At 66.7% G+C, this 17,377-nt stretch carries 19 protein-coding genes; 6 read left to right on the forward strand and 13 right to left on the reverse strand.

What is annotated here, in order from left to right; translation table 11 throughout:
• Positions 1–20: 20 nt before the first annotated feature.
• Together ACH0CP_RS05115 and ACH0CP_RS05120 are read left to right on the forward strand one after the other, a co-directional pair.
• Positions 21–749, forward strand: a complete 729-nt coding sequence (locus tag ACH0CP_RS05115) for an ABC transporter ATP-binding protein (RefSeq protein ID WP_294444544.1) — start codon at positions 21–23, stop codon at positions 747–749.
• Position 750: 1 nt separating this feature from the next.
• A complete protein-coding gene (locus ACH0CP_RS05120; protein ID WP_294444545.1) occupies positions 751–1,959 on the forward strand; it encodes an ABC transporter permease in 1,209 nt (402 codons plus the stop codon).
• Between the two features lie 6 nt (positions 1,960–1,965).
• Here ACH0CP_RS05120 and ACH0CP_RS05125 read toward each other — a convergent pair whose 3' ends face one another.
• From ACH0CP_RS05125 to ACH0CP_RS05145, 5 genes are read right to left on the reverse strand one after another with little or no spacing between them, the layout of a single operon-like run.
• Complete coding sequence (locus ACH0CP_RS05125) at positions 1,966–2,526, reverse strand: nucleotidyltransferase family protein (RefSeq protein WP_294444547.1); 561 nt, start codon at positions 2,524–2,526, stop codon at positions 1,966–1,968.
• Positions 2,513–3,436 (reverse strand): XdhC family protein, encoded by a 924-nt coding sequence (locus tag ACH0CP_RS05130; protein ID WP_294444548.1) that lies wholly within the window; start codon positions 3,434–3,436, stop codon positions 2,513–2,515. The genes ACH0CP_RS05125 and ACH0CP_RS05130 overlap by 14 nt, the downstream gene beginning before the upstream one ends.
• A gap of 3 nt (positions 3,437–3,439) precedes the next feature.
• Positions 3,440–5,644 carry a xanthine dehydrogenase family protein molybdopterin-binding subunit gene (locus tag ACH0CP_RS05135; RefSeq protein ID WP_294444549.1) on the reverse strand — a complete coding sequence of 735 codons (2,205 nt, stop codon included), beginning with the start codon at positions 5,642–5,644 and terminating at the stop codon, positions 3,440–3,442.
• Positions 5,641–6,615 carry a xanthine dehydrogenase family protein subunit M gene (locus ACH0CP_RS05140; RefSeq protein ID WP_294444550.1) on the reverse strand — a complete coding sequence of 325 codons (975 nt, stop codon included), beginning with the start codon at positions 6,613–6,615 and terminating at the stop codon, positions 5,641–5,643. The genes ACH0CP_RS05135 and ACH0CP_RS05140 overlap by 4 nt, the downstream gene beginning before the upstream one ends.
• Complete coding sequence (locus tag ACH0CP_RS05145) at positions 6,612–7,115, reverse strand: 2Fe-2S iron-sulfur cluster-binding protein (RefSeq protein ID WP_294444551.1); 504 nt, start codon at positions 7,113–7,115, stop codon at positions 6,612–6,614. Before ACH0CP_RS05145 ends, ACH0CP_RS05140 begins: the two co-directional genes overlap by 4 nt.
• Positions 7,116–7,214: 99 nt before the next feature.
• Between ACH0CP_RS05145 and ACH0CP_RS05150 the strand changes: the two genes are divergently transcribed.
• Both ACH0CP_RS05150 and ACH0CP_RS05155 read left to right on the forward strand, forming a co-directional pair.
• The gene (locus tag ACH0CP_RS05150; protein ID WP_294444552.1) at positions 7,215–8,195 is read left to right on the forward strand and encodes a glycerophosphodiester phosphodiesterase; all 981 of its coding nucleotides are present in this window, start codon (positions 7,215–7,217) and stop codon (positions 8,193–8,195) included.
• Positions 8,195–8,470, forward strand: a complete 276-nt coding sequence (locus tag ACH0CP_RS05155; protein WP_294444554.1) for a hypothetical protein — start codon at positions 8,195–8,197, stop codon at positions 8,468–8,470. The genes ACH0CP_RS05150 and ACH0CP_RS05155 overlap by 1 nt, the downstream gene beginning before the upstream one ends.
• A gap of 102 nt (positions 8,471–8,572) precedes the next feature.
• Here the strand turns inward: ACH0CP_RS05155 and ACH0CP_RS05160 are convergent, their stop codons facing one another.
• The 8 genes from ACH0CP_RS05160 to ACH0CP_RS05195 all read right to left on the reverse strand — a co-directional run bounded on the left by ACH0CP_RS05160 (position 8,573) and on the right by ACH0CP_RS05195 (position 16,077).
• Entirely contained in the window at positions 8,573–9,679 is a 1,107-nt protein-coding gene (locus tag ACH0CP_RS05160; RefSeq protein ID WP_406875836.1) for an S-(hydroxymethyl)glutathione dehydrogenase/class III alcohol dehydrogenase, read from the reverse strand.
• Between the two features lie 24 nt (positions 9,680–9,703).
• A complete protein-coding gene (locus tag ACH0CP_RS05165; protein WP_294445124.1) occupies positions 9,704–10,729 on the reverse strand; it encodes a sensor histidine kinase in 1,026 nt (341 codons plus the stop codon).
• Positions 10,729–11,172, reverse strand: coding sequence for a response regulator (locus ACH0CP_RS05170; protein WP_294445125.1), 444 nt, complete (start codon positions 11,170–11,172; stop codon positions 10,729–10,731). The genes ACH0CP_RS05165 and ACH0CP_RS05170 overlap by 1 nt, the downstream gene beginning before the upstream one ends.
• Positions 11,169–12,683 (reverse strand): ATP-binding protein, encoded by a 1,515-nt coding sequence (locus ACH0CP_RS05175; protein WP_294445126.1) that lies wholly within the window; start codon positions 12,681–12,683, stop codon positions 11,169–11,171. Before ACH0CP_RS05175 ends, ACH0CP_RS05170 begins: the two co-directional genes overlap by 4 nt.
• Positions 12,684–12,774: 91 nt before the next feature.
• The gene (locus ACH0CP_RS05180) at positions 12,775–13,533 is read right to left on the reverse strand and encodes an exonuclease domain-containing protein (protein WP_294445127.1); all 759 of its coding nucleotides are present in this window, start codon (positions 13,531–13,533) and stop codon (positions 12,775–12,777) included.
• Between the two features lie 54 nt (positions 13,534–13,587).
• Positions 13,588–14,952, reverse strand: coding sequence for a phosphoglucomutase/phosphomannomutase PgmG (gene pgmG / locus ACH0CP_RS05185; RefSeq protein WP_406875835.1), 1,365 nt, complete (start codon positions 14,950–14,952; stop codon positions 13,588–13,590).
• 22 nt (positions 14,953–14,974) lie between these two features.
• Complete coding sequence (locus ACH0CP_RS05190; protein ID WP_294445196.1) at positions 14,975–15,268, reverse strand: J domain-containing protein; 294 nt, start codon at positions 15,266–15,268, stop codon at positions 14,975–14,977.
• Positions 15,265–16,077: a division plane positioning ATPase MipZ gene (locus tag ACH0CP_RS05195; protein WP_294445197.1), complete on the reverse strand. Its 813-nt coding sequence runs from the start codon at positions 16,075–16,077 to the stop codon at positions 15,265–15,267. Before ACH0CP_RS05195 ends, ACH0CP_RS05190 begins: the two co-directional genes overlap by 4 nt.
• A 51-nt stretch (positions 16,078–16,128) precedes the next feature.
• Here ACH0CP_RS05195 and panC point away from each other — a divergent pair, with 51 nt between their 5' ends.
• Both panC and ACH0CP_RS05205 read left to right on the forward strand, forming a co-directional pair.
• Positions 16,129–16,971: a pantoate--beta-alanine ligase gene (gene panC, locus ACH0CP_RS05200; RefSeq protein ID WP_294445198.1), complete on the forward strand. Its 843-nt coding sequence runs from the start codon at positions 16,129–16,131 to the stop codon at positions 16,969–16,971.
• A 71-nt stretch (positions 16,972–17,042) separates the two neighbouring features.
• Positions 17,043–17,339, forward strand: a complete 297-nt coding sequence (locus ACH0CP_RS05205) for a hypothetical protein (RefSeq protein WP_294445200.1) — start codon at positions 17,043–17,045, stop codon at positions 17,337–17,339.
• Positions 17,340–17,377: the final 38 nt, after the last annotated feature.

Genomic DNA, 17,377 nt, shown 5'->3' on the forward strand with positions numbered 1-17,377 from the left:
GGCCGTGATGGCGGGCGGCCATGACGGAGCCGATCATCTCGCTGCGCGGCGTGACGAAGGTCTATGGCTCCGGGCCGACCGCGTTCCAGGCGCTGCGCGGCGTGGACCTCGATATTGCCGGGGGCGATTTCGTTGCCGTCATGGGACCGTCGGGATCGGGCAAATCGACGACGATGAACATCCTCGGCTGTCTCGACGTGCCGAGCGCGGGCACCTTTCTGTTCCGCGGCCATCACGTCGAGACGCTGGACCGGGACCAGCGGGCGCTGTTGCGGCGAAAGTATTTCGGCTTCGTCTTCCAGGGCTTCAACCTGCTCAGCCGGACGAGTGCGCTGGAGAATGTCGAGCTGCCGCTGCTGTACCGCGGCGATGATCGCAAGTCGCGGCGCGACGCGGGCATGGCCGCGCTGGAGAAGGTGGGCCTTGCCGACTGGTGGGACCACACGCCGGCGGAGCTTTCGGGCGGGCAGCAGCAGCGTGTCGCGATTGCCCGCGCCATCGTCACCCGGCCTGACGTGCTGCTGGCGGACGAGCCCACCGGCAACCTCGATTCCGAACGGTCGATCGAGATCATGGAGCTTCTGACGGACCTTAATCGTCAGAGCGGCATCACCGTGCTGATGGTGACTCACGAACCGGAAATGGCAGCGTTCGCGCACACGGTGGTCCATTTCAAGGACGGGCTGGTGGAGCGGATCGAGGCGAACCATCACCAGGGCGCGCCGGTCGAGCCCGAGGGGAGCCTCTGAGATGCTTGGCACCACCGTCATCCTCGCGGTGCGATCCATCCGGCGGCATCTGCTGCGATCGTTCCTCACCATCCTCGGCATCGTCATCGGCGTCGGCGCCGTCGTCACCATGGTGACGTTGGGCAAGGCGACGACGAGCGCGGTGCAGCAGCAGATCGCGGCGCTTGGCACCAACGTGCTGCAGATCCGCCCGGGCCAAGGCTTCGGCCGCGGCGGCGGGGGCCCGCGACCGCCGGACTTCAAGCCGGAGGACGTATCCGCGATCGAGCAGCAGGTGGCGGGCGTCACCGCCGTGGCGCCGCAAGCCTCCGCCACCGCGACCGCGATCTACGAGGGTGCCAACTGGTCGACGACGGTACAGGGGACGACCAACGCGATCTTCGTCGTCCAGCCCTGGCCGCTGGTGGAGGGGCGTTACTGGACCCCGGCCGAAGAGCAGGCCGGCAAGGCGGTGTGCATCATCGGCAATACCATCCGGCAGAACCTGTTCCGCGGCGGCACCGCGGTTGGCCATCGCATGCGCATCGGCGAGATCAGCTGCGACGTGATCGGCGTGCTGTCAACGCGCGGCCAGGCCGGCTTCGGCGGCGATCAGGACGATACGGTCGTGATGCCGATCAAGGCGGTGCAGCGGCGCTTCACCGGAAATCGCGACGTTCGGCTGATGATGGTGGGGGTCGACCAGGGTTATTCGACCGCGGCCGTGCAGGCGGCGATCAGCGATCTGTTGCGTGAGCGTCGCAACATCCGCCCGGGCCAGCCGGACAATTTCAACATCTTCGACACCAAGCAGATCAGCGACACGCTGACCGGGACGACGACATTGCTGACGCGGATCGTGGCGGCGGTGGCGGCGATCAGCCTCGTCGTCGGCGGGATCGGGATCATGAACATCATGCTCGTGTCGGTGACCGAGCGGACGCGCGAGATCGGCATCCGCCTCGCCATCGGCGCGGTGGCGAGCGAAGTGCTGATGCAGTTCCTCGTCGAAGCGGTGGCGCTGTCGATGCTGGGCGGGCTGGTGGGCCTGTTGCTGGCGCAGCTGGTGATTCTGGTGGCGACGCCGCTGATGCAGGTGCCCTGGACGTTCGATCCGACGATCAACCTGGCGGCCTTCGCGATCTCCGCCGCGATCGGCGTGGTGTTCGGTTATTTCCCGGCACGGCGCGCGGCGGGGATGAACCCGATCGACGCGCTGCGGCACGAATAAGCGCGATCAGAGCGCGGCGAGATCATCCGGCGTGTCGACGTCGGCGAGCTCGCCGACACTGGCCTGGACGAGCTTGCCGGAGCGGATCAGATCGCGCGCGCCGTGATCGCCGTAGAGCGCCGACAAGGCACCGAACCACGCCTCCCCGAACAGCGCGGGCGGGCGCGGGGCGCCGCCGTCAGTAGAGGCGACGATCGTTCGCGGGCCGTCCCCTGCCGCAAGCAGCCGCCCGACATGAGCCGCGGTAATATTCGGCGTGTCCGCGAGGAGGACGAGCACCGCCGCGGCCTTTCCTGCTGTTGCCATGCCGAGGCGGAGTGAGGAGGCCATGTCGCCGACCGGGTCATCGTTCGGGATGACGAGAAAGCCTTCCGCCCCATAATCGATCGCGCTGCGCGCGGTGACTGCGATGCGGCGGGCGAAGGGCACGACCTCGACCGCGCGCGCTGCGTGGAGGCCAAGCGGCAGGCCGCGGACGAGTGTGTCGAGCTTGCTCGCGCCGGCGCCGAAGCGCCGTGACTGGCCCGCGGCAAGGAGGATGAGCGCGGTGTCTTCAGCCGCGATCATGGAAGGCCTTCACCATCGCGCTGGCGATGGAGAGGGCGATTTCGGCCGGCCCGATCGCGCCGATGTCGAGCCCGACGGGTCCGTCTATCCGCGCCAGATCCTCGGCAGAGACGCCAGCCTCCGTCAGCCGCTGAAGCCGCGCCGCGTGGCTCTTCCGGCTCCCGAGTGCGCCGACATAGCCAGTGTTGGCAGCAAGCGCGGCAACGAGCGCAGGATCGTCAATCTTGGTGTCGTGGCTGAGCGTGACCACCGCGGTCGACGGGCCGGGCTTGTATGCCTCCACGGCCTCGTCGGGCCAGCGATCGTCGAGCGTCGTATCGGGGAAGCGTTCCTCGGTGAGGAAGCGGCCGCGCGGGTCGACCACCACGGTCTCGATGCCGAGCGTACGCGCGAGACCGACGAGCGACTGGGCGATCTGCACCGCGCCGACGACGATCAGCCGGCGCGGCGGATCGTAGCGGTTGGCGAAGATTTCGCCGGTTGCGACGGGGCGCAGGTCGCTGTGGCCGGTCGAGAGGTCTGTCGCGATCATCAGCGACTGGCCTTCCGCGCGTGCTTCGACAATGCGGTCGAACAATTCAGGGTCGAACCCCTCCGCCGAGACCGGCTGAACCATGACGCTGATCTCGCCGCCGCACGGCAGGCCGACTTCCCAGGCGCTGGCATCGGCCACGCCGTATTTCTTCACCGCGAACGGGCTGCCCGCGATCACGCGTGCGGCGGTGTCGAGGATGTCACCCTCCACGCAGCCGCCGGAGACCGAGCCTTCGAAGCGGCCGTCCTCATGCACCAGCATGTGGCTGCCGCGCGGGCGGGGCGCTGAGCCCCAGGTGGAGACGACCGTGGCGAGCGCCATGCGGGCGCCCTTCCACGATTGGGCCGCGGAGAGGACGCTGTCGTTATCGGCCATGGATCACACCGGTGGGAGATGAGGGAGGAGTTTATCGAGTGTCACGGGCATGTCATAGATGCGTACACCGGTGGCATTGTGGATCGCGTTGACGATCGCGGCGCCCGAGCCGGCGATGCCGAGCTCGCCAACGCCCTTTGCGCCGACCGGATTGGCGGAATCGTCGATCTCCTCGACAAAATAGGCTTCAATCTGGGGCACGTCGGCATTCACGGCGACGTGATACTCGCCGAAATCGGGGTTCACGAAGCGGCCGTTGCGGGTGTCGACCACGCCGTCTTCGCTGAGCGCATAGGCGAGACCCCAGACCATGCCGCCGACGATCTGGTTCTTCGCCGTCTTTTCATTGAGCACGCGGCCGATGTCGAACACGCCGAGCATGCGGCGGACGCGCACCTCGCCGGTGACGGCGTTGACCGCGACTTCGGCGAATTGCGCGCCGTGGCTCGCCTGGCTGGTCGCCTGCGATTCCTTGCCGGGCGAGGTCTTGCCCCTGGCGGCGATCGGCGAACCGCGGACCAGATCCACGAGCGGGCTGGTGCGGGCGCCGGCGGTAACGATGCCGTCCTTGAGGCGCATGTCTTCCGGCGCGGCATTCATGCGGCGGCCTAGCTCGGCAAGGACATCCTCGCAGGCAAGTGCGGCAGCCGCGCAGGCGCTGCCTGCGCCGAACGATCCGCCGGAGCCGGCGCTGGGCGGCAGATCGGTGTCGCCGATCACCACATCGATCGCCTCCACCGGCAAGCCAAGCATGTCGCCGACCGTCTGGGCGAGGATCGTGTAGGTGCCGGTGCCGATGTCGGTCATGTCGGTGCGCACGGTGGCGCGGCCGTCATCGCCGAGGATCACCTCGGCCTCGGCATTGACGGTGAAGTTGCCGCGCAGCGCGGCGGCCATGCCCATGCCGATCAGCCATTCGCCCTCGCGCCGGCTGCCCGGCGTCGCCTCGCGCTGGTCCCAGCCGAAGCGGCGCGCGCCTTCCTCGTAGCAATCGAGAAGGCGGCGGGTGGAGAAGCGCTTGCCGGTGGTGGGATCTCGGGCAGGCTCGTTACGGCGGCGAAGCTCGATCGGATCGAGGCCGAGCTCCTCGGCCAGTTCATCCATCGCGCATTCGACAGCGAAGGTGCCGATCGCCTCACCCGGCGCGCGCACCGCGCCCGTCGCGGGCAGATCGATCCGCGCGAGATCGGTGCGGAAACGGCGCGCCTCGCCGGCGTAGAGCGGCAGCGTGCCGAAGGGCACCGGCTCCAGGAAGGCGCTGTCGTCGTTCTGATAGGCGACGCTCTCGTGCGCGATGGCACTGATCCGGCCTTCATGATCGGCGCCGATGCGCAGTCGCTGGGTCGTCGGCGAGCGATGATGGACCATGTAGGCGGTCTGGCGGCGGCTGAGCGCGACCTTCACCGGGCGCCCGACCTTCTCGGCCGCAATGGCGGCGAAGATCACTTCCGGCCCGACGCCCGTCTTTCCACCGAAGCCGCCGCCGACATAGGGCGCGAGAACGCGCACCCGCTCCTTGTCGATGCCCAACGCGGTGGCAATGGTGTCCCGGGCGGCGCCGATCACTTGGTTGCTGGAGCGGACGACGAGCTTGTCACCTTCCCACCAGGCGGTGGTCGCATGCGGCTCGAGCGCGGCGGGGAAGTGGATCGGCGTCGTGTAAGTGCGGTCGATCACCACCTCGGCAGCGGCAAGCGCGGCGTCCAGATCGCCGCGATTCACCGGGGGAAGGAAGCCGAGCTTGTGGTCCTGCTGGATCTCCACGTCCGCCGCGTCGAAACGGCCGGCGGTTTCCTCATAGTTGACCGTGACGAGGCGCGCGGCGGCGCGCGCCGTCTCCTGCGTTTCCGCCACGACGATCGCGACGCCCTGACCGTAGTGGAATACCTCGTCCTTGCCGATCGCGGACATGGCGCGCGAGTTGCCCTCGCCGGTCGGCATGCGCGGATCGCCGTGGATGACGGCAATCACGCCGGGCGCAGCTTGTGCGGCGGTCGGATCCACGCCGGTGACGCGTCCACGGCCGATGCTGGCCTGCACGACAGCGAGATAGGCGGTATTTTCCGGCGCCTGCTCAAAAGCATAGGGCGCTGCGCCGCTGACCTTTTCGCGTGCCTCGTAGCGGTCGATCGGCTTGCCCAGCAAGCCCTGCTGCGCGCGGTCGAGGGCGGCGGGACGGTATGGCGCGTCCATCGCGAGATCGTTCATGCCGGCTCCCCGGTAAGGTCACGCAGCGCGGCAACGAGCACGCGCCGGGTGAGCGGGATCTTGAAATCATTATGGCCAAAGCCGCGCGCGCCGGTGAGCAGTGCGTCGGCGGCGGCATCGAAGGTGGCCTGTTCGGCCGGCTTGCCGATCAGCGCGGCTTCCACTGCGGGATCGCGCCAAGGCTGGTGAGCAAGACCGCCGAACGCGAGCGCGGCGTGGGTGATTGTGCCGTTCTCCACCGCGACAACGCCGGCGACCGAGACCAGCGCAAAGGCGTAGGAGGCGCGATCACGCACCTTGCGGTAGAGCTGCCGTGCGCCAGGCAGCGGGGCGGGGAGGGCGATGTGGGTGATGAGTTCGCCCGGTTCCAGCACCGTCTCGATGTGCGGCGTATCGCCGGGCAGGCAGTAGAATTCGCCGAGCGGGATGCGGCGGCGATCACCGTCCGGCTTCAGCGTGACGACGGTCGCGTCGAGCGCGCGCATCGCGACGGGCATGTCACCGGGATGGGTAGCAATGCACTGATCGCTGGTGCCGAGGATCGCGTGGATGCGGTTGAACCCGCCGATCGCATCGCAGCCGCTGCCGGGCTCGCGTTTGTTGCAGGCGGCGTGGGTATCATAGAAAAAATAGCAGCGCGTGCGCTGGAGGAGGTTGCCGCCGGTCGTCGCCTTGTTGCGCAGCTGGCCCGAGGCCCCGGCGAGCAGCGCGCGGCTGAGTACGGGGTAGCGCGCGATCACGCGCGGGTCGGCCGCGAGATCGCTGTTGGGGACGAGCGCGCCGATCAGCAGCCCGCCATCCTGTTCCTCGATCGTGTCCAGATCGAGCCGGCTGATGTCGACCAGCTTTTCCGGCGTTTCCACCTGCAGTTTCATGAGGTCGAGCAGATTGGTACCGCCGGCGATGAAGCGGCCGCCGGCGCGCACCGCCTCTTCCGGGCTGTCGGCGCGGGCATAGTCGAAGGTCTTCATGCCCCCTGCACCCCTGCGTGAACCTCCCGAATGGCGTCGACGATGTTGGGATAAGCCGAGCAGCGGCAGATGTTGCCGCTCATCCGCTCGCTGATCTCCGCATCGTCGAGGGCGGGGGCGGAAAGATCATCAGTGACATGGCTGGGCCAGCCCTTCGCCACTTCATCGAGCATTCCGACCGCGGAGCAGATCTGCCCGGGGGTGCAATAGCCGCATTGATAGCCGTCGTGGCGGACGAACGCTTTCTGCATCGGATGAAGTGCATCGGCGCTGCCGAGCCCCTCGATCGTCATAATGTCATCGTCCTGGTGCATCACCGCGAGCGTGAGACACGCATTGATCCGCCGCCCGTTGACCAGCACCGTGCAGGCACCGCACTGACCATGATCGCAGCCCTTCTTGGTGCCTGTAAGGCCAAAATCCTCGCGGAGGACGTCGAGAAGCGAGGCGCGAATGTCGGGATCGGCCTCGCGCTTGCTGCCGTTGATGGTGAAGCGCATGGGGGCAGTATGCGCGACACTTCGTTACGATCCAAGTATTCCGTAATATTTCTTCTCGCGCTGCTGGCGAGCGGATGTACTTCACGGCAAGCAGGACCGATGCAGGCCATACCCTCTCTTTCCGATCCCCTCGTCATTGCTCATCGCGGTGCTTCCGGAGAGCGCCCGGAGCACACGATTGCCGCCTATGAACTGGCAATCGCCCAAGGCGCGGATGTAATCGAGCCAGACCTGGTGCCGACGCGCGACGGCGTGCTGGTGGCCCGGCACGAGAATGAAATCAGCGAGACGACCGATGTGGCCGAGCGGCCCGAGTTCGCCGATCGCCGCACCACCAAGACGATCGACGGGCGTGAGCAGACAGGCTGGTTCACGGAGGACTTCACGCTGGCGGAGTTGAAGACGCTGCGCGCCAAGGAGCGGCTGCCGCTGATGCGGCCGGGCAACACGGAGTATGACGGCAAGGAGACGATCCCGACCTTCGACGAGGTGATCGCGCTGGCCAAGAAGCACCGGGTCGGGATCTATCCCGAGACCAAGCATCCGACCTATTTCGCGACGATCGGCAAGGGGACTGATGCGCCGCTGGTCGAGGCGCTGCGCCGTGCCGGGTGGGACAGCGCGGAGGCGCCGGTCTTCATCCAGTCTTTTGAGGTCGAGAACCTGAAGCGGCTGAAGGGCACGACGAAGGTCCGGCTGATCCAGCTGGTGGACGGCGAAGGCGCCCCGGCGGATGGGGCGGCGGCAAGCTATGCTGCGATGATGACGCCCGCGGGGCTCAGGGCGGTGGCGACCTACGCCTGGGGGATCGGGCCGAACAAGGCGATGCTCTGGAATGGCGAGGCGCCGAGCGCGCTGGTGAGCGACGCCCATGCCGCGGGGCTGCGCGTTCACCCATGGACATACCGTGCGGAAAACTACTTCCTCCCGGCCGGCTATCGCCGGGGGATCGACCCGCGCGGTCATGGTGATGTGGCTGCCGAGATTTCGGCGGCGCTTCGCCTTGGTATCGACGGATTCTTCACCGATTTTCCGGCAATCGGCGTGAAAGCGCGCAATGACGCGCGAGGAGTGAAGTGATGCGTAAGGTAATTCTGGTAGCGTTGCTGCCGCTTCTGGCGGGCGGGTGCGTGCGGACGGTGACGGGTGTTGCCACCGCGCCGTTCAAGGCGGCGGGCAAAGTGGTCGACTGGTCGACCACGAGCCAAGAGGAGGCCGATCGCAACTACGGGCGCAAGATGCGCAAGGCCGAGGCGCGCGAGGGCAAGGAACGGCGCGCGTGGGAGAAGCAGTGCCGCAAGGACCCGGAGAATTGCGGGCCGTACACTGGCTATGTCGCCGGGCGGGATCGCTGACGCGCCTTCAACGAACTGTTTCAGCGCCCCGCTAGCCCTGCGGCGCTGTGCGGGGCGGTGGGCCCTGAAACGAGTTCAGGGTGACCCACGGCGTGATTGCCCTCAGTAAACGACGACGCTGCGGATGCTTTCGCCGGCGTGCATCAGATCGAATCCCTTGTTGATCTCGTCCAGCGTAAGCCGGTGCGTGATCATCGGGTCGATCTCGATCAGGCCGTTCATGTACCAGTCGACGATCTTGGGCACGTCGGTGCGGCCGCGGGCGCCGCCGAACGCCGTGCCCTTCCACACCCGTCCGGTGACGAGCTGGAACGGACGTGTCGCGATCTCCTTGCCGGCTTCGGCGACGCCGATGATGATCGACTCGCCCCAGCCGCGGTGCGCCGCCTCGAGCGCCTGGCGCATCACCACCGTGTTGCCAGTGCAGTCGAACGTATAGTCACCGCCACCATCAGTCATCGCGATCAGGTGCTGAACGACATCGCCAACATCCTTCGGGTTCACGAAGTCGGTCATGCCGAACTTGCGGCCCCATTCCTCACGATCGGGGTTGATGTCGACGCCGACGATGCGCGCCGCACCGGCGAACTTGGCGCCCTGGATCACGTTGAGGCCGATGCCGCCGAGACCGAACACGATGACGGTAGCGCCGGGCTCCACCTTCGCCGTGTTGATCACCGCGCCCACGCCGGTGGTGACACCGCAGCCGATGTAGCAGCTGGTGTCGAACGGCGCGTCGGGGCGGATCTTCGCGACGGCGATCTCGGGCAACACGGTGAAGTTCGAGAAGGTCGAGCAGCCCATGTAATGGAAGATCTGCCGACCCTTGTAGCTGAAGCGGCTGGTGCCATCCGGCATCAGCCCCTTGCCCTGTGTCGCCCGGATTGCGGTGCACAGGTTGGTCTTCTGGCTGAGGCACGACTTACACTGGCGGCATTCCGGCGTGTATAGCGGGATGACGTGATCGTCGGGCGCGACGCTGGTGACGCCGGGGCCGACCTCTCGCACGATGCCGCAGCCTTCGTGGCCGAGGATCGAGGGGAAGATGCCTTCGCTGTCGAGGCCATCGAGCGTATAGGCGTCCGTATGGCAGATGCCGGTCGCCATGATCTCGACCAGCACTTCGCCGGCCTTGGGCCCTTCGAGATCAAGCTCGACGATCTCCAGCGGTTTCTTCGCTTCGAACGCGACGGCGGCACGGGTCTTCATAACGGCTCCTTCGGTGTCGGGCGGTCAGCTGAGCGCGCAGCGCAGGATGGCGCGCGTGCCGCGATGGGCCCGATCATATTCAACGGTGGTGCGCAGGCTCTGTGCCATGGCGCGGATCAATTTGGTGCCCACCCCGGTGCCGCCGGGCGACACACCCTCGATCATGCCGATGCCGTCATCCTCCACGGCGAGCATGAACACGTCCTCGCCCTCGCGATGCAGCGCCACACGGACTTCGCCACTGCCGCTGGGATAGGCATATTTGCAGGCGTTGCTGACCAGTTCGGTGACGATGACGCCGAGCGACACGGCACGATCCGTGGGCAGCAGGATCGGATCGGCGGCGAGGTGGAGCGCGCGCGGCTTTTCCGCGGTCGACCAAGTTTCGGCGAGCTCGTCGACCAGGGTGGTGAGATATTCGCGCATGTCGACATGCTCGACATCGCCGCCGGTGTAGAGGCGGCGATGAACCTGGGCGATGGCGTTGATGCGCCGCTGCGTATCGTCGAGGGCGGCACGTGCCGCGGGATCGCTGAGGGCGCTGGCCTGGAGCCGTACCATCGCGGAGACGATCTGCAGGGAATTGGCGACGCGGTGGTTCACCTCGGCCAGCAGCGCCTCGAGCCGGGCATTCGACACGCGCAACGATTCTTCGGCTGCCGCCTTCTGCTTTTCGAGCTGACTGCGGGCGAGGACAGCGCGGAACGAGGCGTCGAGCAGGTCGAAGAAATCATCCCCGACCGACTTCACGACATAGTCGGACGCACCGGCACGCAGCGCCGCGACGGCGACGCGCTGTTCCTCAGAACCAGTGACGTAGACGACACTCGGCGGATCCGGCAGTGCGCGCAGGCGGGCGAGCGTTTCCAGCCCATCAATCCCCGGCATGTAGTGATCGACGGCAACGAGATGGAAGCTTTGTTCGGCGGCAATCCGCACGCCGATCTCGCCGCCTTCGGCAACCGTCACGTCCCAGCCGCGGCGGGCAAGCGCCCGCGAGGCGAGACGACGGATGCCCGCGTCGTCGTCGATGTAGAGGATGCGGTCCATCAGTCCGCGAGGTCGGGAACCTGGATCACCGACAGGAACAGGCCGAGCTGCCGGATCGCCTGGGCGAAGCTTTCGTAGTTCACCGGCTTCGTGATGTAGACGTTGGCGCCCAGATCGTAGCAGCGCTGGATCTCGCGGCTGTCGTCGGTGGTGGTGAGCACGACGACGGGCGTGCGCTTCACCGGGCCGTCCGAGCCCTTGATCTTGGCGAGGATGTCGGTGCCGCTCATGTCCGGCAGGTTGAGATCGAGGAGCACCAGCGCCGGGCCGTTCAGCATCGGGCCGTCGGGTGCATTGAACAGATAATCGAGCGCGCTCGTCCCGTCCGGGAAATGCTTGATATCGTTCAGGATGCCGGCGCGGCGGATGTTCTTCTCGATGAGCCGGGCATGGCCTTCGTCATCCTCGATCATCACGATGCTGACGGATTGATGTGCGTTCATGATGATCTTTCCTGCAGGCTCAGCGTCGGGGGGAGGGATAGGCGGAAGGTGGCCCCTTCGCCAAGCGCGGAGCGTAGGGTGATGGTGCCGCCGAGACGATAGGCGAGGGCACGGACATGGGCGAGGCCGATGCCTTCGCCGGGCTGATCCTGGGTGCCGGAGCGGCGGAACAGGTCGAACACGCGCTCGTGATCGCGCGGATCGATCCCGCGGCCATTGTCCGCGACCGAGATCCAGACGCGATCGGGCGCGGCGCTGCCGCTGATGCTGACGAAGACGGGGCGATCGGGATGGCGGTACTTCACCGCATTCTCGATCAGGTTGGAGAGGATCTGTTCGATCGCGACCCGATCGCTGACGATGCGCGGCAGCGTGCCTTCGATCTGGATCGTCGCATCCGTCTCCTCGAGGCGGTGCGCCATCGAATCGCGGATATTGTCGACGATCTGGTTGAGATCGAGCAATTCGGGCGCCAGCACGCGGCGGCCCTGGCGCGACAGGGCGAGGATCGCGTTGATCAGCCGGTCCATCTTCTGGGTGGAGGTACGGATGAAGCCGATCGCTTCGGGCAAATCTTCGCGCGCGGCGAGCTTTGCTTCTTCCGTCACCACCTCGGGCGCCGTTTCCTCGGCCCGATCGACGAGATCGCGCAATGCCGCCGTTGCCGATTCCAATTCGGCGGTGAAGCCCATGACGTTGACGAGCGGCGAGCGCAGATCGTGGCTGACGATATAGGCGAAACGCTGGATCTCGTCGTTGGCACGCGTGAGATCGGAGGTGCGCTCCTCGACGATCATCTCCAGGCTCTCGTTCAGTTGCTGCAGTTGTTCGCGCGACTGGGCGAGATCCGACGTGTAGCGCACCACGACCAGTAATGATGCGATCGCGACGACCACCACCAGCACGCCGGCGATGATGAGTACGGTGTAGAACAGGTTGAGGCTGCGCTGCTGCTCGGCATCACGCTCGTTCAGCAGCTTGCGCTCTTCGCGCGACATGGCGTCGAACGTCTGTCGGATTGCGCGGAGCCGCGCGGCGCTTGCCTCCCGCTGGAATTCGGCGACTGCGGCTGCACTGTCGCCACGCTCGACCAGCGCGATCGTCTCGCTGCGCTGGACGATCAGTTCGCGGAGCAAGCGTTCGAGTTGAACGATGTTCTTCTGCTGCGCCGGATTGTCATAGGTCAGCTGGCGAAGCTTCTTGGCAGATTGCGGAAGTGCGCTTTCGACCTCGCGATAGGCCCGCAGGAAGCTTTGCGAGTCCGGTGCCAGCAGATAGCCGCGCCGCGTCGTTTCGCCCTGTTCGATCAGCCGCCGCGTGTCGGCGATGGCAAGCTCGACTTCGTAGGTATGGGCGATCCACCGGCTGTGGCGCGCAAGCTCTCCAGTGATCCACGCAGCGGCGATCCCCGCCACGATCAGCGCGGCGAAGCCGGCCGCCATGAAGGCGATCAGCACCCGGCCAATGCGGCCTTCCTTAACGGTGAACCTTTGCGGAGTGTCGCCGGCCATTGGCGACGCGTCTAGGGGCCGCAGCCGAGAAAGGCCATAGCCGCTGCCGCGACGCTCGCCGTCGCGACCAGACCGGATGTTGACGCGGACGTTAGAGCAGCAATTCCTGGGGCGACATGCGCCCAACGAGGCCACCGCCGCGGCGCCGGGCGAGTTCTGTTCCCGCCGTGAAGCGAACATCCGGATCGCGATCCGTGAGGAACTTGACCAGGCTTTCCTCCTCGATCTCGGTCCACGGCTTGCCGCGGTCCGCGCCGAAGCGAACGCGCGGCAGCAGCGCGGGGATGCTTGACCATTCGATCAGCTGTGCAACGCTCGCCTCGTTCAGCATGTCGCGCAGGTGGAAAGCGGTGACATAGGCGTCCGGGAACGCGCGGTGCGCGGGAAGGCCGCGCTCGTGATCCAGCCCCTCGGGCTTGCGCCAATAGCGCAGCACCTGGTTGGAGAAGCTGGGGCTGTCCGGCCACAGCCGCAGCGCACACTTCCAGGTGCAGATCCAGCTGGCGCCATGCGTCATCGCCGGGGTGCAGAATTGCTGCTCGAAATCGGCGCGATGGGCGGCAAGGGCGATGCGGCGGGGATAGGGATCGAGCACCGCGCGGGCGACATCATGCCACCAGGGCGCGTCGGCCACGTCCTCGTCGCGGATATGGTGGATCGCCTGAGTGATCGGCGGCATGGACCGCCCCGGATTCACCAGCCGGTTGCCGCCTTCGCCATACAATTCCCAGCGGCCATCCTCGCCCAGAGCAACGTCCTGCCAGCCAATCTCGCAGACGCCGTGGGTGGGCGGGGCGTTACCGGTGGTTTCTAGATCGATGACTCGGATGATGCTGGGTTGCTTTCGCATGCCGGCTATGTGGGGCTTCCGTTGCGGCATGTCATCTGCCGTATCGCCACTTGCTCAGGCGCGCGAGACACCGCTGAGCGCCAGTTGTGCGTCGATCGCGGCGACCAGCCGCCCGAGCGCGGCCTCATCCTTCGCCTCCGCGCGGGCGGTGAGCATCGCCTGGGTATTGGAAGCGCGTAGCAGCCACCAACCGTCGGGCGTCGTCACGCGCGCCCCATCGGTGAGGTCGACGCTTGCCCCCTCGTTGGCGAGCCGTTCGAGCACCTCCTCGACCACCGCCCCCTTGCGTGCTTCGTCAACCGCGAAGCGAAGCTCGGGGGTCGCGACCACGGCCGGCATGGCATCGCGCAGCGCGGCGAGCGAGCGGCCGGCGAGGCCGACCGCGCGGATCAGCTGAACCGCGGCGTAGAGAGCATCGTCATGCCCGCCCAGTTCGGCGAAGAAGATATGCCCGCTCATCTCGCCGGCGAGCGGGGCGCCCACCTCATGCATCATCGTCTTGATGTTGCTGTGGCCGCTTTTCCACATAACCGGGCGGCCGCCGAGCGCGGCGATGCGATCGAACAGCGTGGCGCTTGCCTTGACGTCCGCGACGATCGCGGCCCCGGGATTGGCGCGAAGCGCAGGCTCGGCAAGGATCGACAGCAGTTGATCGCCCGCGATCACCCGGCCGAGGCCGTCGACGGCGCCAATACGGTCCCCGTCGCCGTCGAAGGCGACCCCGAAGTCGAGCGACTTTTCCACCACCAGCGCCTTCAGCGCGGCAAGGTTGGCTTCTTCGGTCGGATCGGGGTGATGATTGGGGAAGCTGCCGTCGACCTCGGCGAAGAGCACGTGATGCTCGCCTGGCAACAGCCCAACAAGGCGTTCGACCGCAGGCCCGGCCGCGCCGTTGCCAGCATCCCAGCCGATGCGAAAGGCGGGGATCGGATCGCCGTCGACGAGACGAGCGACATATTCCTCGCACACCTCGGCCGCGCTGACGCTGCCGGCACCGCTCTCGACGTCGCCGGCAGCCGCGAGGCCGGCGAGCCTGACGATGTCCTCGCCGAAGAACGGCCGGTGGCGCAGCACCATCTTGAAGCCGTTGTCGTCAATCGGATTGTGGCTGCCGGTGACCTGGATCGCCCCGTCGACGCCCAGCGTCCGCTCTGCATGGTAGAGCATCGGGGAGGGGCCGAGGCCGATCCGCACGACATGGATACCCGCGGCAGCGAGGCCTTCGACCAGCGCCGCTTCCAGATCAGGGGAGGAGAGGCGTCCGTCCCGCCCGACCGCGACGCGTGTGCCGCCGCTGCGCCGCACGATGCTGCCGAAGGCGTGGCCGACCGCGCGTGCGTCCGCAGTGTCGAGCGTGCGACCGACGGTGCCTCGAATGTCATAATCGCGCAGGATCGAGGGGTGGAAACGGTGTTGCATGACGGTGGACGACCCGTTTCGGTCAACCGGCTCGACGAAGCAGAAGGTCACGCGCCGCGTTGAGTGCGCGGGCGGCGTCGGCCGACCCGCCGCGATCGGGATGCGCCTCCGCCATCAGCCGGCGATGCGCTGCGCGGATCGACGCTTCGTCCGCTCCAGGCGCCAAGCCCAGCAACTGGCGCGCCGCTGCCGCATCAATGGGTTCGGCGACGCGCGCCCCGGCAGGGATACGCTTGCGCGGCGCGCCAAAGCCGTTTTTCCACATGCGCCAGCCGGCATAAGCGACGAGCACTGCGAGAAGCAGCTTGAAGATCATGCAACCAGCGGCACGGCAGGCTCGGGCAGCGCCAGCCCGGCCATCATCTCGCGAAGCTCCTGCCGCGCGGCGACATGGCCCAGTGCCATTCCACCGAATTCCTTCGAATCGAGCATCGTCAGCCCGGAGGGGAACAGCTCGCGGTAGATCACGCGCTCGCCAAGGCCCGGGATGATGCGGAAGCCGACCCGCTTCGCCAGTTGATCGAGCGCGTCCGACACGCGTCGCATGTTGCGTGCCTCGATGTGCTGCAGGCGGTTGCGCAGGACGACCCAGTCGATCGTCGAGCCATCGGCCTTCGCGCGGGCCTTGCGCGCGTCCCAGATGAGTTCGGAATAGAAGCTCGGGCGCGTGACCTTGAAGGTTTCGGGGTGAACCTGGCCGATGAGATCGAAATCGACGAAGCTGTCGTTCATCGGCGTGACGAGCGTATCCGCGCGCACGGCGGCGCTGCGGGCATAAGGATCGTCACGACCGGGCGTGTCGATGACCAGGAAGTCGCTGCCTTCCGTCATTTCGGCGAAGGCTTCCTCGAAATCCTCATGCGCGGTGCGGTGGCGCGGGATCACGAGATCGGACCCGTTACGGCGAACGGTCTCGGCGCGATTGTCGAGATAGCGGCCCATCGTACGCTGGCGATGATCGAGATCGAGGCAGGCGACGCGCGCGCCGCGCACCGCAAGGGCGATCGCGACGTGCACTGCCGTCGTCGACTTGCCCGTTCCGCCCTTCTCGTTGGCGAACACGATGACATGGGTATTGTCGGAACCGGTCGGCAAAACGTCGCATCCCTTGTTGATCGTATGCACCGACCTCCATAGATGCCCGCGGTTTCCGTTACGAGTGGAGTTTCGATCAGCGTGCAGACCGTCCGTGATTTGACCGACCTGCGCGCTGCGATTGCCGCCTTCCGCGCCGATGGTGCCCGCATCGCTCTGGTGCCGACGATGGGCGCGCTTCATGCCGGCCACATCGCCCTGATTGAGGCGGCGAAGCGCGCCGGCACGAAGGTGGTGGCGTCGATCTTCGTCAATCCCAAGCAGTTCGGCCCGAGCGAGGACCTTGCCCGCTATCCGAGGCGCGAAATGGCGGATTCGCGCATGCTGGTTGAGGCCGGGTGCGACCTTCTCTGGTTGCCGACGGTGGACGTCATGTACCCGGCGGGTTTCGCCACAAACATCAGCGTTGCGGGTGTTAGCGAAGGGCTGGATGGCGCTGCGCGACCGGGCCATTTCGATGGTGTCGCGACTGTCGTCGCCAAGCTCTTCAACCAGGTGACGCCCGACGCCGCCTATTTCGGCGAAAAGGATTTCCAGCAACTGTCGGTGATCCGGCGGATGGTGGCGGACCTCGATTTCGGGCTTGAGGTGATCGGCGTACCGACGCAGCGTGATGACGATGGCCTCGCGTTGTCCTCGCGCAACATCTACCTCGACGAAGAGGAGCGCGCGAAGGCGGTGGCACTCCCCCGGGCGCTGGGTATCGCCGCCCGCGCGATCTGCCGCGGGGACGATGCCGCAACGGCGCTGGCAGAAGCCGAGGCAAGCCTGACCTCGGCTGGCTTTGCGGTTGATTATATCGCGCTGGTCGATGCCGAGACGTTGCAGCCGGAGCCCGCCGCTGACCGGCCGCGCCGGCTGCTCGCCGCGGCACGCATGGGCCAGACCCGGCTGATCGACAATATCGCGGTCGACCCCTGTTAACCCATTAACCATTTGGTGAGGCGAATCGCGCCACACGTCCGTCATGGGGACATGAACGTGGGGCGAATCAGATGGGTATCAGTCTCAAGAGTGCGCGTTTTCTGATCGACAGCCGGCTGGCCGATGCGATGCGCGGCGACGGACTTGCCTGTTATGACCTGGGGGTCGCCTTCTCCACCGGGACTGGTGGCGCGGTCTATGACCTCATCGAAGCTCACAAATGGTTCAACCTGGCGGCCGTTGCCGGCAACGAAGCCGCGCAGGCCGCGCGGGCGGAGATCGCGGACGACATGAGCGCGCGCGAGATCGCTGCGGCGCAGCGCGCCGCCCGCGACTGGATCGCCGCGAGCCAGCGCCGGGCGGCCTGATCGCATAATACACCTCGGCTCCTCCCGCGCGTGAGAAG

This window comes from Sphingomonas sp. 179-I 2A4 NHS (assembly GCF_045369135.1).
Taxonomy (GTDB): domain Bacteria; phylum Pseudomonadota; class Alphaproteobacteria; order Sphingomonadales; family Sphingomonadaceae; genus Sphingomonas.

What these genes read in the sequence shown, in the direction of transcription:
- ACH0CP_RS05205 (WP_294445200.1), top strand. Translation starts at nt 17,043, where the DNA reads ATGGGTATCAGTCTCAAGAGTGCGCGTTTTCTGATCGACAGCCGGCTG.
- ACH0CP_RS05140 (WP_294444550.1), bottom strand. Translation starts at nt 6,615, where the DNA reads ATGAAGACCTTCGACTATGCCCGCGCCGACAGCCCGGAAGAGGCGGTG.
- ACH0CP_RS05165 (WP_294445124.1), bottom strand. Translation starts at nt 10,729, where the DNA reads ATGGACCGCATCCTCTACATCGACGACGACGCGGGCATCCGTCGTCTC.
- pgmG (WP_406875835.1), bottom strand. Translation starts at nt 14,952, where the DNA reads ATGCAACACCGTTTCCACCCCTCGATCCTGCGCGATTATGACATTCGA.
- ACH0CP_RS05125 (WP_294444547.1), bottom strand. Translation starts at nt 2,526, where the DNA reads ATGATCGCGGCTGAAGACACCGCGCTCATCCTCCTTGCCGCGGGCCAG.
- ACH0CP_RS05115 (WP_294444544.1), top strand. Translation starts at nt 21, where the DNA reads ATGACGGAGCCGATCATCTCGCTGCGCGGCGTGACGAAGGTCTATGGC.
- ACH0CP_RS05120 (WP_294444545.1), top strand. Translation starts at nt 751, where the DNA reads ATGCTTGGCACCACCGTCATCCTCGCGGTGCGATCCATCCGGCGGCAT.
- ACH0CP_RS05175 (WP_294445126.1), bottom strand. Translation starts at nt 12,683, where the DNA reads ATGGCCGGCGACACTCCGCAAAGGTTCACCGTTAAGGAAGGCCGCATT.
- ACH0CP_RS05155 (WP_294444554.1), top strand. Translation starts at nt 8,195, where the DNA reads ATGCGTAAGGTAATTCTGGTAGCGTTGCTGCCGCTTCTGGCGGGCGGG.
- ACH0CP_RS05135 (WP_294444549.1), bottom strand. Translation starts at nt 5,644, where the DNA reads ATGAACGATCTCGCGATGGACGCGCCATACCGTCCCGCCGCCCTCGAC.
- ACH0CP_RS05180 (WP_294445127.1), bottom strand. Translation starts at nt 13,533, where the DNA reads ATGCGAAAGCAACCCAGCATCATCCGAGTCATCGATCTAGAAACCACC.
- ACH0CP_RS05130 (WP_294444548.1), bottom strand. Translation starts at nt 3,436, where the DNA reads ATGGCCGATAACGACAGCGTCCTCTCCGCGGCCCAATCGTGGAAGGGC.
- ACH0CP_RS05145 (WP_294444551.1), bottom strand. Translation starts at nt 7,115, where the DNA reads ATGCGCTTCACCATCAACGGCAGCAAGCGCGAGGCCGATCCCGACATT.
- ACH0CP_RS05150 (WP_294444552.1), top strand. Translation starts at nt 7,215, where the DNA reads ATGCAGGCCATACCCTCTCTTTCCGATCCCCTCGTCATTGCTCATCGC.
- ACH0CP_RS05160 (WP_406875836.1), bottom strand. Translation starts at nt 9,679, where the DNA reads ATGAAGACCCGTGCCGCCGTCGCGTTCGAAGCGAAGAAACCGCTGGAG.
- ACH0CP_RS05190 (WP_294445196.1), bottom strand. Translation starts at nt 15,268, where the DNA reads ATGATCTTCAAGCTGCTTCTCGCAGTGCTCGTCGCTTATGCCGGCTGG.
- ACH0CP_RS05170 (WP_294445125.1), bottom strand. Translation starts at nt 11,172, where the DNA reads ATGAACGCACATCAATCCGTCAGCATCGTGATGATCGAGGATGACGAA.